Source organism: Acinetobacter sp. 10FS3-1 (assembly GCF_013343215.1).
Classification (GTDB): Bacteria; Pseudomonadota; Gammaproteobacteria; order Pseudomonadales; family Moraxellaceae; genus Acinetobacter; species Acinetobacter lwoffii_C.
Genome location: NZ_CP039143.1, coordinates 2738026 through 2754208, shown reverse-complemented (window position 1 = coordinate 2754208; position 16183 = coordinate 2738026). Strand labels below are relative to the sequence as shown.

The 16183-nt window shown below is 45.6% G+C and carries 8 protein-coding genes, 2 tRNA genes and 3 rRNA genes; 11 read left to right on the top strand and 2 right to left on the bottom strand.

The window, feature by feature from the left end; genetic code table 11:
- The first annotated feature begins 79 nt into the window (after nt 1-79).
- The 11 genes from def (at nt 80) to E5Y90_RS12985 (ending at nt 14007) form a co-directional block, all read left to right on the top strand.
- Entirely contained in the window at nt 80-610 is a 531-nt protein-coding gene (gene def / locus E5Y90_RS13035; RefSeq protein WP_151206858.1) for a peptide deformylase, read from the top strand.
- A 103-nt stretch (nt 611-713) separates the two neighbouring features.
- Nucleotides 714-1136 (top strand): DUF2946 family protein, encoded by a 423-nt coding sequence (locus E5Y90_RS13030; protein ID WP_151204695.1) that lies wholly within the window; start codon nt 714-716, stop codon nt 1134-1136.
- 70 nt (nt 1137-1206) lie between these two features.
- A complete protein-coding gene (locus E5Y90_RS13025; protein ID WP_174660411.1) occupies nt 1207-3231 on the top strand; it encodes a TonB-dependent copper receptor in 2025 nt (674 codons plus the stop codon).
- A 583-nt stretch (nt 3232-3814) separates the two neighbouring features.
- A 16S ribosomal RNA gene (locus E5Y90_RS13020) occupies nt 3815-5355 on the top strand.
- 59 nt (nt 5356-5414) lie between these two features.
- Nucleotides 5415-5491 (top strand) — tRNA-Ile (locus E5Y90_RS13015).
- Between the two features lie 48 nt (nt 5492-5539).
- Nucleotides 5540-5615, top strand: a tRNA-Ala gene (locus E5Y90_RS13010).
- A 346-nt stretch (nt 5616-5961) separates the two neighbouring features.
- Nucleotides 5962-8854 (top strand): 23S ribosomal RNA (locus E5Y90_RS13005).
- A 190-nt stretch (nt 8855-9044) separates the two neighbouring features.
- Nucleotides 9045-9159: ribosomal RNA gene (rrf, locus tag E5Y90_RS13000) — 5S ribosomal RNA — on the top strand.
- Together the 16S, 23S and 5S rRNA genes with 2 tRNA genes alongside form the textbook arrangement of a ribosomal RNA operon.
- Nucleotides 9160-9302: 143 nt before the next feature.
- The gene (locus E5Y90_RS12995) at nt 9303-10505 is read left to right on the top strand and encodes an MFS transporter (RefSeq protein WP_174660410.1); all 1203 of its coding nucleotides are present in this window, start codon (nt 9303-9305) and stop codon (nt 10503-10505) included.
- 163 nt (nt 10506-10668) lie between these two features.
- Nucleotides 10669-13059, top strand: coding sequence for a YgiQ family radical SAM protein (locus E5Y90_RS12990; protein ID WP_174660409.1), 2391 nt, complete (start codon nt 10669-10671; stop codon nt 13057-13059).
- A gap of 399 nt (nt 13060-13458) precedes the next feature.
- Nucleotides 13459-14007, top strand: coding sequence for a DUF2726 domain-containing protein (locus E5Y90_RS12985; protein WP_151205042.1), 549 nt, complete (start codon nt 13459-13461; stop codon nt 14005-14007).
- A 79-nt stretch (nt 14008-14086) separates the two neighbouring features.
- Here E5Y90_RS12985 and E5Y90_RS12980 read toward each other — a convergent pair whose 3' ends face one another.
- Together E5Y90_RS12980 and dinB are read right to left on the bottom strand one after the other, a co-directional pair.
- On the bottom strand, nt 14087-14440 hold the full coding sequence (locus tag E5Y90_RS12980; RefSeq protein WP_151205040.1) for a RidA family protein: 354 nt from the start codon (nt 14438-14440) through the stop codon (nt 14087-14089).
- A 511-nt stretch (nt 14441-14951) separates the two neighbouring features.
- Complete coding sequence (gene dinB / locus E5Y90_RS12975; protein ID WP_174660408.1) at nt 14952-16007, bottom strand: DNA polymerase IV; 1056 nt, start codon at nt 16005-16007, stop codon at nt 14952-14954.
- Between the last annotated feature and the right edge of the window lie 176 nt (nt 16008-16183).

Below are 16183 nucleotides of genomic sequence, written 5' to 3'. Positions count from 1 at the left end.
AACGATCTTACACACATTTTTTTGATGAAGCATTCCCTTCATTTGGTTTTTTGATCAATGGCATAGTTGAGGACGCAGTATGGCCTTATTACCTATTTTAAGTTTCCCGGACCCCCGTCTTCGCACCATTGCACAACCAGTCGAAGAAGTCACTGATGAGATTCGTCAGCTCGCTGCAGATATGTTTGAGACCATGTACGAAGCGCCAGGTATTGGACTTGCTGCGACTCAAGTCGATCGTCATATTCAGCTGATTGTGATGGACCTGTCTGAAGATAAAGATCAACCGATGGTGTTTATTAACCCCAAAATTACACCACTAACTGAAGAAACCCAGCCTTATGAAGAAGGCTGTCTGTCAGTTCCTCAAATATACGATAAAGTTGAGCGTCCGTCACGTGTAAAAATCGAGGCAATTAATCTTGAAGGTCAAGCATTTGAGATAGAAGCTGATGGACTTCTCGCTGTGTGTATTCAACATGAAATGGATCACTTAAATGGCAAGCTGTTTGTGGACTATTTGTCGCCATTAAAACGTCAGCGTGCACGTGAAAAAATTGAGAAAGCAGCCCGCCAGCGTGAAAAAGCCAAAGTTGCGGTAAAACGTTAAAGTTCCAGCTCTTTTGAATAAATTTAGCCCAATTTCGATTGGGCTTTGTTATACTCTGCCAGGCAAATTTTCAGTATCTGCTGTTTTGTAGGGCTAGCCAATCATGGTATTGCGTGGTGGACTGCTGCTTTCTCTAGTGGCTGTTTTTTTACAGATTGCTGTTTTTTTACAGCCTTTGCTGCCGGAGCAATATCAGGTTGCACCGGTCTGTGAAACCATTACGCGCGCACTTTTATCGCCGGTAACTCAGCATTCGTCTGCTAGTCATGCCGACTCTTCCCATCTTGAATCCCATTCTGTGATAGAGCAGAGCGCTGGGCATGATCACCACGATCCGAGTCATCAATGCCAGTACTGTACGGTCTACGGCAATCTGATCCTGCCGCCTGAGCTGGAAGTGCAAGAAGTTCTGGATCGTATTCTGGTCCGTTTAATTGCTTTTGAAAAAGCCTTTAAACATGTCTGGTTTGTCCTTCAACAACTTTTTCTTATTCCTCAAGGCCGCGCTCCGCCAGCATTCACTTAAAGCCTGTTTGATACGCCGGGTCTTCACTGACTTAGGCACAGTTATATCTATGATTTAAGTGAGAAACAAAATGGCTCAGCCAAAATTTTATTTACAGCCCCTTGCGGCTGCGATTGCTGTTGCGTGTACTTCAGGTGTGGTATTTGCAGATGAGGCGAAAGTGCTACACACACTGGCTCCTATTGTGGTGACCTCCGCTGCGGGTAATGAGGCCAATGGCCTGATAGTCAGTGCCGATCCTAAACAGCCCATTCAACCAATTCCAGCCACCGATGGTGCGGATTATCTGCAAAGCATTGTCGGCTTTAGTGCAGTGAATAGTGGAGCCGGGACCAATGGCGATGTGACCTTCCGTGGCATGTTTGGTTCACGCATCAAAATCTTGACCGATGGCACCGAAAACCTGGGCGCCTGTCCGAGTCGAATGGATTCACCGACCTCTTATATTTCTCCGGAAAGCTATGACCGTATTTCGGTGATTAAAGGACCGCAAACGGTGCAATATGCCAATACCGGTTCAGCGGCAACCGTGATTTTTGAGCGTACACCTGAACAGTTTGATGACGATCAAAACTACCGTGGTCAAGCCAGTGTCTTAATGGGTTCATTTGGCCGTCTAGACCATAATATTGAAGCTGCTGCAGGAGACGAGAAAAAATATATCCGTTTGAATGCTAACCGTTCAGTATCGGATAGTTATCAAGATGGCGATGGCAACACAGTCCCTTCAGACTGGGAGCGCTGGAATACCGATATCGCACTCGGTTGGATACCGGATGAAGATACCTGGGTAGAACTGACAGGTGGTAAGGCCAATGGTGAAGCCGTGTATGCAGGTCGTGGCATGGATGGTTCAAAGTTTGCACGTGAGAGTGTGGGCTTACGTGTTGAAAAGAACAATGTCACTGAGACTTTGAAGAAAGTTGAAGCACAGGTGAACTATAACTTTAATGATCATGTCATGGATAATTATAGTTTACGCGCCAAACCTATGATGGAAATGGCAACCAATGTAACGCGTAAAACCTTAAATGCACGTATGGCTGTGACACATGAGTGGGATAAATTACAGTTTATTACAGGTATAGATACCCAAAATAATGAACATGGTATTCGCAAAACAGATAAACAAGGCTCTTATCTGACTAAGCCTGTTCTGACCGATATGGAATTTCAATCTTATGGTGGTTTTGGTGAATTGAGCTATCAACTCAACGATCAAAATAAGTTAGTCACAGGTGTACGTGTTGATCAGGTCGAAGTAGACGCAGTACAAACGGCTCAACAACGTAAAGAAACCTTGCCAAGTGGTTTCATTCGTTTGGAAAATACACACCCAGACCATGAGGATGGCAAAACATATATCGGTTTGGGATATGTTGAACGGATGCCAGATTATTGGGAGTTATTTAGTCCTAAATCTGGTAATGGAAATCCAAATACTTTTAACAATATTGATACCGAGAAGACTTTACAGTTAGATACGGGATATCAACATCAACATGGAGCTTTAAGTTCTTGGGTTTCTGCATATGCAGGCCTCATTAATGATTATGTTCTTACAACATATTTGCCATCAACAGGGCATATGAAAATGTTGCAAGCTCATACTCGAAATGTGGATGCAACTATTGCAGGAGCTGAAGCAGGTGTTGGTTATCAATTTACAAATGCAATTCAGGCAGATGTGAGTACCATGTATGCTTGGGGTAAAAACACTACAGACAATACGCCGTTACCACAAATTTCACCTTTAGAAGCGCGTGTGAATTTACGTTATGTGCAAGACAAATATAATTTTGGATTATTGTGGCGCCTAGTCGATGGGCAAAATCGTATTAGTCAAAACGAAGGTAACATTGTTGGTTATGACCTGAAAAAAAGTGCTGGGTTTACGACATTGTCTATTAACGGCTCATACAACTTAACGAAGGATATAGATTTGTCGGTTGGTATTGATAACGTATTAGATAAAACCTATACAGAGCATTTAAATAAAATGGGTAATGCAGGTTTTGGAGATGGATTTGCAAGTGATCAGCAATTTAATAATATGGGCCGCAATTACTGGGCACGAATCAGTATGAAGTTCTAACTTGATTTAAAATTCAACAAAAAGCAGGAGGAAAATCCTGCTTTTTCTATTTTAAAAGATATAAATTTTATATTTTTCAATTGTTTATTATTTATAGGTATTTGGAGAGAAAATAACGAACATTTTTATTAAGATATTTTTTATATTTAAAACAGTAGCTTATAAATTTATTGGTTTATAAAATAAACACACGTTTCAAATGTTTTAAAAAAGGTGTTGCAAGCTCCCTGAAATGCTGTAGAATGCACATCCATCGGCAGTGATAAAGATTAAAACTTGTTAAGAAACAAGGGTTTAGCACAAGGTGTTAAATTTAATTGTCTTGAATGAGTTTAAAAATAATCGGATTTACTGGTTGACTTTCTATAAAGAAAGCGTAACATAGCCGACCTAGCTTGCTGCTGACGAAGCAGTAAGAAGATCATTAAGAGATTATGAAGAACAACTTGTGTGGATTTTTACTGGTTGATTGATCGAAATATTATCATTGATTGATTGGTTTAAATTACTCGAAGTTTATTTGAGAGAATTTTTCAGAAAATTGATGAGCCAAGATTGGTGTCCTTTAGGCACTACTGATTTTAAACTGAAGAGTTTGATCATGGCTCAGATTGAACGCTGGCGGCAGGCTTAACACATGCAAGTCGAGCGGGGCGAAGGTAGCTTGCTACTGGAACCTAGCGGCGGACGGGTGAGTAATACTTAGGAATCTGCCTATTAGTGGGGGACAACGTTCCGAAAGGAGCGCTAATACCGCATACGCCCTACGGGGGAAAGCAGGGGATCACTTGTGACCTTGCGCTAATAGATGAGCCTAAGTCAGATTAGCTAGTTGGTGGGGTAAAGGCCTACCAAGGCGACGATCTGTAACGGGTCTGAGAGGATGATCCGTCACACTGGGACTGAGACACGGCCCAGACTCCTACGGGAGGCAGCAGTGGGGAATATTGGACAATGGGGGGAACCCTGATCCAGCCATGCCGCGTGTGTGAAGAAGGCCTTTTGGTTGTAAAGCACTTTAAGCGAGGAGGAGAGTACCCTGGTTAATACCCAGGAGTGCTGGACGTTACTCGCAGAATAAGCACCGGCTAACTCTGTGCCAGCAGCCGCGGTAATACAGAGGGTGCGAGCGTTAATCGGATTTACTGGGCGTAAAGCGCGCGTAGGCGGCTCTTTAAGTCGGATGTGAAATCCCCGAGCTTAACTTGGGAATTGCATTCGATACTGGGGGGCTAGAGTATAGGAGAGGATGGTAGAATTCCAGGTGTAGCGGTGAAATGCGTAGAGATCTGGAGGAATACCGATGGCGAAGGCAGCCATCTGGCCTAATACTGACGCTGAGGTGCGAAAGCATGGGGAGCAAACAGGATTAGATACCCTGGTAGTCCATGCCGTAAACGATGTCTACTAGCCGTTGGGGCCTTTGAGGCTTTAGTGGCGCAGCTAACGCGATAAGTAGACCGCCTGGGGAGTACGGTCGCAAGACTAAAACTCAAATGAATTGACGGGGGCCCGCACAAGCGGTGGAGCATGTGGTTTAATTCGATGCAACGCGAAGAACCTTACCTGGCCTTGACATACAGAGAACTTTCCAGAGATGGATTGGTGCCTTCGGGAACTCTGATACAGGTGCTGCATGGCTGTCGTCAGCTCGTGTCGTGAGATGTTGGGTTAAGTCCCGCAACGAGCGCAACCCTTTTCCTTATTTGCCAGCACTTCGGGTGGGAACTTTAAGGATACTGCCAGTGACAAACTGGAGGAAGGCGGGGACGACGTCAAGTCATCATGGCCCTTACGGCCAGGGCTACACACGTGCTACAATGGTCGGTACAAAGGGTTGCTACACAGCGATGTGATGCTAATCTCAAAAAGCCGATCGTAGTCCGGATTGGAGTCTGCAACTCGACTCCATGAAGTCGGAATCGCTAGTAATCGCGGATCAGAATGCCGCGGTGAATACGTTCCCGGGCCTTGTACACACCGCCCGTCACACCATGGGAGTTTGTTGCACCAGAAGTGGATAGTCTAACCCTCGGGAGGACGTTCACCACGGTGTGGCCAATGACTGGGGTGAAGTCGTAACAAGGTAGCCGTAGGGGAACCTGCGGCTGGATCACCTCCTTAACGAAAGATTGACGATTGGTAAGAATCCACAACAAGTTGTTCTTCATTGATGTATCTGAGGGTCTGTAGCTCAGTTGGTTAGAGCACACGCTTGATAAGCGTGGGGTCACAAGTTCAAGTCTTGTCAGACCCACCATCTGCCATGAAACAGAGAATCAGAAACATTAAATCTAAATGATAAGCTGGGGACTTAGCTTAGTTGGTAGAGCGCCTGCTTTGCACGCAGGAGGTCAGGAGTTCGACTCTCCTAGTCTCCACCATAGATTATAGAGCTTAGTAAGTTTATACTTGTTAACCTCTGTGATTTATCACAGTTTCTAGACCTGACGAAGGCTAGAAAAATCATTAACAGCATATATTTGAGTTGAAATAATTTGTTCATACTCATAGATAGAACGGAAGTTAACAGTAATTTATTACCTGTTAATGACTGTACTTGAAATGAGAACTAGCGAAATTAACTGAATCAAGCGTTTTGGTATATGAATCTAATTGAAGCTGTACAGTGCTTAAGTGCACAAACGCCAACTGTGTGATTGACTGAGAGATTGGTTAATCATGTTGCTCATCCTGCTTGTAGGGATGAACGACTGTTTGGGGTTGTATAGTCAAGTAATTAAGTGCATGTGGTGGATGCCTTGGCAGTCAGAGGCGATGAAAGACGTGATAGCCTGCGAAAAGCTCCGGGGAGGCGGCAAATATCCTGTGATCCGGAGATGTCTGAATGGGGAAACCCACTTACCATAAGGTAGGTATCAATAACTGAATACATAGGTTATTGAGGCGAACGCGGGGAAGTGAAACATCTCAGTACCCGTAGGAAAAGAAATCAATTGAGATTCCCTCAGTAGCGGCGAGCGAAAGGGGAAGAGCCCATTAAGTTATCTAAGTTTTAGTGGAATGCTCTGGGAAGTGCAACCATAGTGGGTGATAGTCCTGTACACGAAAGGGCTTAGATAATGATGTCGAGTAGGGCGAGGCACGTGAAACCTTGTCTGAATATGGGGGGACCATCCTCCAAGGCTAAATACTCCTGACTGACCGATAGTGAACCAGTACCGTGAGGGAAAGGCGAAAAGAACCCCTGTGAGGGGAGTGAAATAGATCCTGAAACCGCATGCATACAAGCAGTGGGAGCCGACTTGTTCGGTGACTGCGTACCTTTTGTATAATGGGTCAGCGACTTATATTCAGTAGCGAGGTTAACCGAATAGGGGAGCCGTAGAGAAATCGAGTCTTAATAGGGCGTTTTAGTTGCTGGGTATAGACCCGAAACCGGGTGATCTATCCATGAGCAGGTTGAAGGTTGGGTAACACTAACTGGAGGACCGAACCCACCGTCGTTGAAAAGCCGGGGGATGACTTGTGGATAGGGGTGAAAGGCTAATCAAACTCGGTGATAGCTGGTTCTCCCCGAAAGCTATTTAGGTAGCGCCTCGGACGAATACCATTGGGGGTAGAGCACTGTTTCGGCTAGGGGGTCATCCCGACTTACCAAACCGATGCAAACTCCGAATACCAATGAGTACTATCCGGGAGACAGACTGCGGGTGCTAACGTCCGTAGTCAAGAGGAAAACAATCCAGACCGCCAGCTAAGGTCCCTAAATCTATATTAAGTGGGAAACGATGTGGGAAGGCATAGACAGCTAGGAGGTTGGCTTAGAAGCAGCCACCCTTTAAAGAAAGCGTAATAGCTCACTAGTCGAGTCGGCCTGCGCGGAAGATGTAACGGGGCTAAAATATAGTACCGAAGCTGCGGATTTACGCTTATGCGTAAGTGGTAGGGGAGCGTTCTGTAAGCCGATGAAGGTGGATTGAGAAGTCTGCTGGAGGTATCAGAAGTGCGAATGCTGACGTGAGTAACGATAAAACGGGTGAAAAACCCGTTCGCTGAAAGACCAAGGGTTCCAGTCCAACGTTAATCGGGGCTGGGTGAGTCGACCCCTAAGGCGAGGCCGAGAGGCGTAGTCGATGGGAAATTGGTTAATATTCCAATACTTCTGTGTAATGCGATGAGAGGACGGAGTAAGTTAAGTCAGCCTGGCGTTGGTTGTCCAGGTGAAAGGTTGTAGGCATGCATCTTAGGCAAATCCGGGGTGCTCTATGCTGAGAACTGATAGCAAGCCAGTTTACTGGTGAAGTGGCTGATACTATGCTTCCAGGAAAAGTCTCTAAGCTTCAGTTACACAGGAATCGTACCCGAAACCGACACAGGTGGTCAGGTCGAGTAGACCAAAGCGCTTGAGAGAACTCTGCTGAAGGAACTAGGCAAAATGGTACCGTAACTTCGGGAGAAGGTACGCTGCCGGTGGTGATAGGACTTGCTCCTTGAGCTGCTGGCAGCCTCAGAAACCAGGCCGCTGCAACTGTTTATTAAAAACATAGCACTCTGCAAACACGAAAGTGGACGTATAGGGTGTGATGCCTGCCCGGTGCTGGAAGGTTAATTGATGGGGTTAGCGTAAGCGAAGCTCTTGATCGAAGCCCCAGTAAACGGCGGCCGTAACTATAACGGTCCTAAGGTAGCGAAATTCCTTGTCGGGTAAGTTCCGACCTGCACGAATGGCATAATGATGGCGGCGCTGTCTCCAGCAGAGGCTCAGTGAAATCGAATTCGCCGTGAAGATGCGGTGTACCCGCGGCTAGACGGAAAGACCCCGTGAACCTTTACTGCAGCTTGACATTGAACTTTGATCTTACCTGTGTAGGATAGGTGGGAGGCTTTGAAGTGGCGACGCCAGTTGCCATGGAGCCATCCTTGAAATACCACCCTGGTAATATTGAGGTTCTAACTCTGTCCCGTGATCCGGGACGAGGACCATGTCTGGTGGGTAGTTTGACTGGGGCGGTCTCCTCCTAAAGAGTAACGGAGGAGTACGAAGGTGCGCTCAGCGTGGTCGGAAATCACGCGTAGAGTATAAAGGCAAAAGCGCGCTTAACTGCGAGACCAACAAGTCGAGCAGGTACGAAAGTAGGTCTTAGTGATCCGGTGGTTCTGTATGGAAGGGCCATCGCTCAACGGATAAAAGGTACTCTGGGGATAACAGGCTGATACCGCCCAAGAGTTCATATCGACGGCGGTGTTTGGCACCTCGATGTCGGCTCATCTCATCCTGGGGCTGAAGCAGGTCCCAAGGGTATGGCTGTTCGCCATTTAAAGAGGTACGCGAGCTGGGTTTAGAACGTCGTGAGACAGTTCGGTCCCTATCTACCGTGGGCGTTGGAAATTTGAGAGGATCTGCTCCTAGTACGAGAGGACCAGAGTGGACGAACCTCTGGTGTACCGGTTGTCACGCCAGTGGCATCGCCGGGTAGCTATGTTCGGAAGGGATAACCGCTGAAAGCATCTAAGCGGGAAGCCTACCTCAAGATAAGATTTCCCCGAGACTTTATGTCTCCTAAAGAGCCGTTGAAGACTACGACGTTGATAGGCTGGATGTGGAAGTGTAGCGATACATGAAGCTGACCAGTACTAATTGCTCGTGAGGCTTGACTATACAACACCCAAACAGTTGTTGTATAAAGCGCAATTGATTCGATATCCAGCAAAACAGCTTGATTCAGAAGCTCGTTAGTACGACAATATTCAACTCAGATATCCCTGTTAATGTATTCTATTTGGTACCAAGTAAGGCAAACACTGCAAAAGCAGTCAGATAAGACCCGAACAAGTCCATAAACAGTTGTGCTGGCGACCATAGCAAGAGTGAACCACCTGATCCCTTCCCGAACTCAGAAGTGAAACCTCTTTGCGCTGATGGTAGTGTGGGGTTACCCATGTGAGAGTAAGTCATCGCCAGCTCATTATTCAAAAATCCCCCTGCTAAAAAGCAGGGGGATTTCTTTTTTATAAAAAGAAAAGAAATAAAAAGTAGAATATCAACAATCTTCATCGTCATGATTACAGCGAGGATGACGTATACTGGACTCATCGACGGAGCGGATATGTCCCTAAATTCATCTTCAAGCCATATCGAATACGGCTCAACTACCTTTAAAGCTGTCTTATTTTCTTTATTTCTGGCTGGTTTTGCTATATTTTCATCCTTATATGCGATCCAGCCGATGATGCCGATACTGGCAGACTATTTTCAGGTTTCTCCTGCGCAGAGCAGTTTTCCCCTGTCATTTTCGACCATTGCACTGGCCATCGGTCTATTATTCACTGGCTTCATCTCAGACCATTTTGGCCGTAAACCAGTAATGGTCTGGTCGTTATTTTCTGTTTCGTTATTACTGCTACTTAGTGCTGTGTTACCGATCTGGCCGGTATTTTTAAGTACACGTATCATGATTGGACTGGCAGTCAGTGGTGTTGCAGCAGTGGCAATGACCTATATTGGTGAAGAAATTGCTGAAAAAGATATTGGCTTTGCCATGGGCCTTTATATTTCTGGAACTGCAATTGGCGGAATGAGTGGTCGCCTGATTGCCGGAGTACTGGTAGATTTTATTTCATGGCAGTCGGCCACCCTGCTCATTGGTGCGCTTAATCTGCTGATTGCTTTTGTTTTCCTTGGTCTGTTGCCGAATTCCCGCCACTTCAAAGCGTATCCGATACAGTTGCACCGGTTTAAAACGGCTTTTCAGCATAGCTGGCGTGATCCGAAACTCAGTATCTTGTTTTTACAGGGTTTTATTTTGATGGGCTGCTTTGTTTCCATCTTTAATTATCTCAGCTATCGTTTGCTAGAAAGCCCATTTCACCTGTCTCAAGCCTGGATTGGATTGATATCCATCACTTATCTGACTGGTATTTACAGTTCACCGCGGGCATCTGCTTGGAGTCGGAAATTTGGTCGTTTACAGGTTTTGCTGGGAATGATAATAGTGATGTTGCTCGGCCTGGCGCTGATGCTATGGAATAGCGTGATGGCAGTATTTATGGGTCTGCTGATTTTTACTTTTGCATTTTTTGCTGCACATTCAACAGCCAGTAGCTGGGTCTCGGTTCTCTCCCTGCAATATCGTGCCGTCGGCTCATCTTTATATCTGTTTTGTTATTATCTGGGTTCAAGTTTTTTGGGCAGCTCTAGTGGATGGGTGTGGGAGCAGTTTGGCTGGAATGGTTTGAGTATTTTTGTTGGTTTGTTTTTGTTGCTCGGGCTAGGACTGACTCTTCGTTTAAAAGAATATTCAACCAAGTAGCTGATTTAAGCTCATCGCGATGACCTATTCCTGCAAATATAATAGGATCACCTTTTGTATAAATTATAATCAAGCAACCCGAAATGAATTCATGCTAAAATAGTCGGCTTTCATCTTTGATCTATTTTCTGATCTTCCATCTGCCAGCCGAGAATTGCTAGCCATGTCTACTGCTTATACCGCTCAGACCGCGCCTAAAGCGTTGTTTGATTACGACAAATATTGGGCGTCATGTTTTGAACCCGCGCCTTTTTTGCCGATGTTACGCGAGGAAATGGACCAACTCGGTTGGGACAGTTGTGACTTTATTTTTGTCTGCGGTGATGCGTATATTGATCATCCGTCATTTGTGACCGGGATTATTGGACGGGTACTGGAAGCACAAGGTTTCCGCGTGGGGATTATTGCCCAGCCGGATTGGACCAATGTAGAAGCCTTCCGTGTACTGGGCAAGCCAAATATTGCCTGGGGGGTGTCTGCCGGTAATATGGACTCGATGATCAACCGTTATACGGCGGATCGTAAAATCCGTTCGGATGATGCCTATTCACCTGATAATCAGCCGAATAAACGCCCAGACCGTGCTGCAACCGTCTATTGTCAGCGTTGTCGTGAAGCCTTCCCGGATGTGCCAGTATTGTTAGGTGGGATTGAAGGTTCGCTGCGTCGTATCGCGCATTATGATTACTGGTCAGATAAAGTCCGTCGTTCAATTTTGATGGACTCTAAAGCAGACTTGCTGATGTATGGTAACGGTGAACGTTCGATTATTGAGATCATGCACCGTCTGGCCAAAGGTGAAAAGATTCATCAGATTACGGATGTTCGTGGTACTGCATTTATTATCAATAAACATAACCGTGCAGCAAAAGCCCAATTTGTAGAAATCTCATCGAATGATGTCGATACCATTGGTCGTGTCGATCCGATTATTAACCCTTATGTAATGACTGAGGATATTGACGGCTGTGAAGTTGAAAAAGAAAAAGGCAACAGCTTAACTCAATATCAGAATTTCCAGAAAGAAGTGGTAGCCAACCCGATTGTGCGTGAAGGGGATCAGCTTGAGCCAGATACGCAAATTGTGCAGCTACAACCAGCATCTAAAGCGATTAAACATAAATTACCGCCACGCGAATTAGCAGTGATTCGTTTGCCTTCTTTTGAAGAAGTGGCAAATGACCCGGTGCTGTATGCACATGCCAACCGTATTCTGCATTTGGAAACCAATCCAGGGAACGCGCGTGCGCTGGTACAAAAACATGGTGAACGTGATGTGTGGATTAATCCACCACCGATTCCACTGACTACTGAAGAAATGGATTATGTGTTTGACCTGCCTTATGCACGTCTGCCACATCCATGTTATGGAGAGGCACGCTTTCCGGCTTTTGATATGATCAAGTTTTCGGTCAATATCATGCGTGGCTGTTTTGGTGGCTGTACTTTCTGTTCAATTACCGAGCATGAAGGCCGTATTATTCAGAACCGTTCTGAAGAGTCGATCTTGCGTGAAGTGGAGAAGATTCGTGATACGGCGCCGGGCTTTACTGGCATTATTTCGGACTTGGGTGGTCCGACGGCCAACATGTACCGTTTGGCCTGTAAAGATCCTGAGATTGAGAAGAATTGTCGTAAGCCGTCATGTGTATTCCCGGGCGTGTGTCAAAACCTGCATACTGACCATGCACCATTAACGCAGCTATACCGTAAAGCACGTGCCTTACCGGGCATTAAAAAGATTCTGATCGGTTCTGGTCTGCGTTATGACCTTGCGGTACTGAATCCGGAATATGTCAGAGAGCTGGTCACGCATCATGTCGGTGGGTATCTGAAGATTGCACCAGAGCATACCGAGAAAGGTCCATTATCCAAGATGATGAAACCGGGCATCGGCACCTATGACCGTTTTAAACAGATGTTTGAGCGCTTCAGTAAAGAAGCAGGTAAGGAGCAGTATCTGATTCCTTATTTCATCGCGGCGCATCCGGGTACAACCGATTATGACATGATGAACCTGGCAATTTGGTTGAAAAAGAACGGTTTCCGTGCTGATCAGGTACAGACCTTCTATCCATCACCGATGGCTACAGCCACCACAATGTATTACACCGGTAAAAACCCACTGGCAAAAGTGGCTCGTTATACCGAAGATATCGACGTGGTGAAAGGGGAAAAGCGTCGTCGCCTGCATAAAGCTTTCTTGCGTTATCATGATCCAAACAACTGGCCTTTACTGCGTGATGCACTGAAAGAAATGGGACGGGCCGACCTGATCGGGAATTCAAAACAGCATCTGATTCCAGCCTACCAGCCACAAAATGCGGAAGGACAATATCAGTCAGCACGCAAGAAAAACTCGACGGTTGCAGGGGATTCACAAAAACGGAGCAATTCGAATGGTCATCGCAACCAGAGTTCTAATGCGCGTCCAAAGAAAGGCCAGCTATTGACCCAGCATACCGGCCTGCCACCGCGTGAAACCGGTGATTCCAAAAAACCTTTCGGAACTGCAAAACCGAAAGCCAAACCTAAGTCAAAATCGCGTACTTAAACCATCTCTATAAAAAAAGACACTTCGGTGTCTTTTTTATTCAATAGGTCAATGATAGAGTTTTTGATTACTTTCTGTAAGAAAAGCGCCTTTATATATTGGTCCGGGCCCTAGAAAAAATGCTATAGAAATAACACTTTGTCGGAATTGTCTGACAATGTGATGAATGAGTATTGTACAGTCGGGTATAAGTGCTTTAAAGTTAACAATCAGTGATTTACACCTGTCCGGACAGGAGGTCTGAGCAGTGGTGTACTGGATTATATTTCCCCTTTAGATTTGATAACAGTTGTATGTTTATTGCATTCGTATGTGTTTAAGACTGCTCAACATAAAATCTGGGGTATATATTGAACAACAATAAAACAAGAATGATTATAAAAATGCAGGGACAGAGTCATGACTACCTACCTTATGATTGGGAGTTTCTTGCTCTTGTGTGTCGTACTCGCGGCATGGAAGAGTGTAAGGGACAGACCTCAACCCCAAGATAGTGCTCTCAAACAGCGAGCTATCTTTAATTTAAACGAGCAATTGACCTTGACCCGGCTCAAAGAAGTTTTGCCGGAATATACGATATTGGCTCATGTATCTTATGATTCGCTTTTGACCACCAAATTTAACCGTACACGGCATAAGTACCGTAATCTGATTGCAGATTTTGTGATTCTGGATCAGCAATATCAGGTGATGGCCGTAGTGGCTCTGGATGATCCATTGCTGCTCAAACGTCCGCAGAATTCGCATTTTCAGGATGCCTTGTTGAATATGGCCGGTTATCGGGTGATTCGCTATGAAGATGTACCTGAATATTATCAGCTGCGGCATGACTTCCTGAAAGAGCAGGAGCAGGCTGAAAAAAATCCGAAATATACCGCCATCAATGATATAAAAAAATATCATCTCTATTCAGATTTGGAACGACGCAAGATAAAAGCCGTGGGTTAGCATGAATAGCGCCAGAAATAGAAAAAGCATGCAGGGTGCATGCTTTTTTGAGGCCATCCAGATTTAACTGTTCTATATCTTAGGGTTTAACAGCTACCACCGTTAGCTCCACCAACACTTGTGGATCATACAGTTTGGCTTCTACACAGGTACGAGGCAAGGCCTGAATATCTGCGACCCAGGCATCCCAGACTTCATTAAAGGCTGCATAATCTTGTTCAATATCTTTAAGGTAAATAGTCACGGACATGATCTGGCTTTTATCAGTACCTGCCTCTGCCAGGAACTGGTCAATGAGATCTAGGGTCTGCTGGGTTTGACCTCGAATATCTAAACTCAGGTCTGTGGCCAATTGACCAGCCAGATGAACCAGATTGCCGGCAATGGCAATCTCAGAAAAGCGTTGGGAGACATGCAAACGTTGAACAGACATGAGTGAATCCTGTGTTTTGGGTATCAAGGCTGCTACCAGACGGGTGAGTAGACAACCTGCCGTTAGATAGATCGCTACATCATGCCATGAACCGTCTGCCCAAATCACTAAGGATACGCAATAAATGGGATAAAACCGCCGCCAGTACTGTGTATAAACGGGTCTTGAAACATGTAGGGGGTCAACAGTGCTGTAGGCGAGAAAATCCTAGCAGCCGGTTACAGACCAATGAAATTGGAGAGTGCTGCTTTACGCGCAGGTTATTCTTGAACAATAGAGGGGGAGGATTTATTGAGGGCATTCCATGCGCTATATCAGAGTTGCCCTGTAATCTTCGGATTTGGTCGTCACGCCAATCACAGGACATTATGCTGAAAGTAAAGGTGATTTTCAGCATCTCGGCATATACATGGATAATGCATTGCGCAGATAGATTACTCTAAAAAAACAAAATGTGAAAATAAAGTTGCGGTATTTTTAAACCAGTGTCTAAAACTTGTACAAAACCGGCTTAAAGCAGGCTGAGTTGGCTCTCCATTTCATGGGCGGCAAGCTGATAGACACCGAGTCCGATCAGCCGGAACTGGAGCTGGGGATCAAGATGCATCTCTTGCAGCAATAAAGTTAAGGCCTGCTCCAGTTCTTGCGGACTACGCAGCAGCTGCCTGAAGCTCTTGCTGTGTTGCATGATCTGAAAGTTCTTCATTTTTAATTTAACCGTGACGCCACGAGCAGTGAGCCGCTTTTTGTCCAGACTATACCAGAGCTGGGCAATTAAGGGCTGCCAATGGGGCTGGCATTCGGATAAATACAGATCCTCATCAAAAGTTATTTCTTTGGAAATTTGTTGACGTTCCCGTTCTGCTTCTACCGGCCGCTCATCAATCCCTTGGGCATATAAAAACAGGCGTTGTCCATATTTACCAAAATGCTGAATTAGCACCGTCTCTTCAACCTGCTGCAAATCGCCCAGAGTATTCAGATTTAAGTTTTTCAGCTTTTCCTGAGTGACCTTGCCGACCCCCGGAATTTTCTTGAGTGGAAGATCCCAAATAAAACGCTGTACCTGTGAGGGTTTAATCACACAAATGCCATTGGGTTTGTGCCAGTCAGAGGCAATTTTGGCTAGAAACTTATTGGGCGCCACACCAGCAGACGCAGTCAGTCCTGTGTTTTGAAAAATATCTGCCCGAATACGCATGGCAACTTCAGTTGCACTTGGTATCTGTTGCAGGTTTTCGGTCACATCCAGATAGGCTTCATCTAGAGAGAGGGGTTCAATAATTTTGCTGTAGGACTGTAAAATCTGATGAATTTCTGCAGATACCTGACGATATTTGGCAAAATCTGGCTCAATCACAATCGCCTGAGGACAAAGCTTACGGGCCTGAGTCATGGACATGGCAGAGCGCAGGCCAAACTCCCGAGCAGGATAGGAGGCAGCCACCACCACCGCCCGGGGATGATGTGCAGCGATTACTACAGGCAAGTGGTGTAATTCTGGACGTTCACGCAGCTCGACCGAGGCATAAAAAGCATCCATATCGATATGAATAATTTTGCGCATATCCAAGATCTTAAGTGGCTTTGTGTAGCTTGGAAAGAACAAGTGTGGCTAAATAAGGTGCGGCTCTACTCAATAGGGCGCTCTGTGGCCATCCAAGCTTTTCCAGAATCTTAGGCCAGATGAATAATTTTCGGATGTAGGACCGTGAGCAAGATTAAACTCTAAACCGGGCGGAG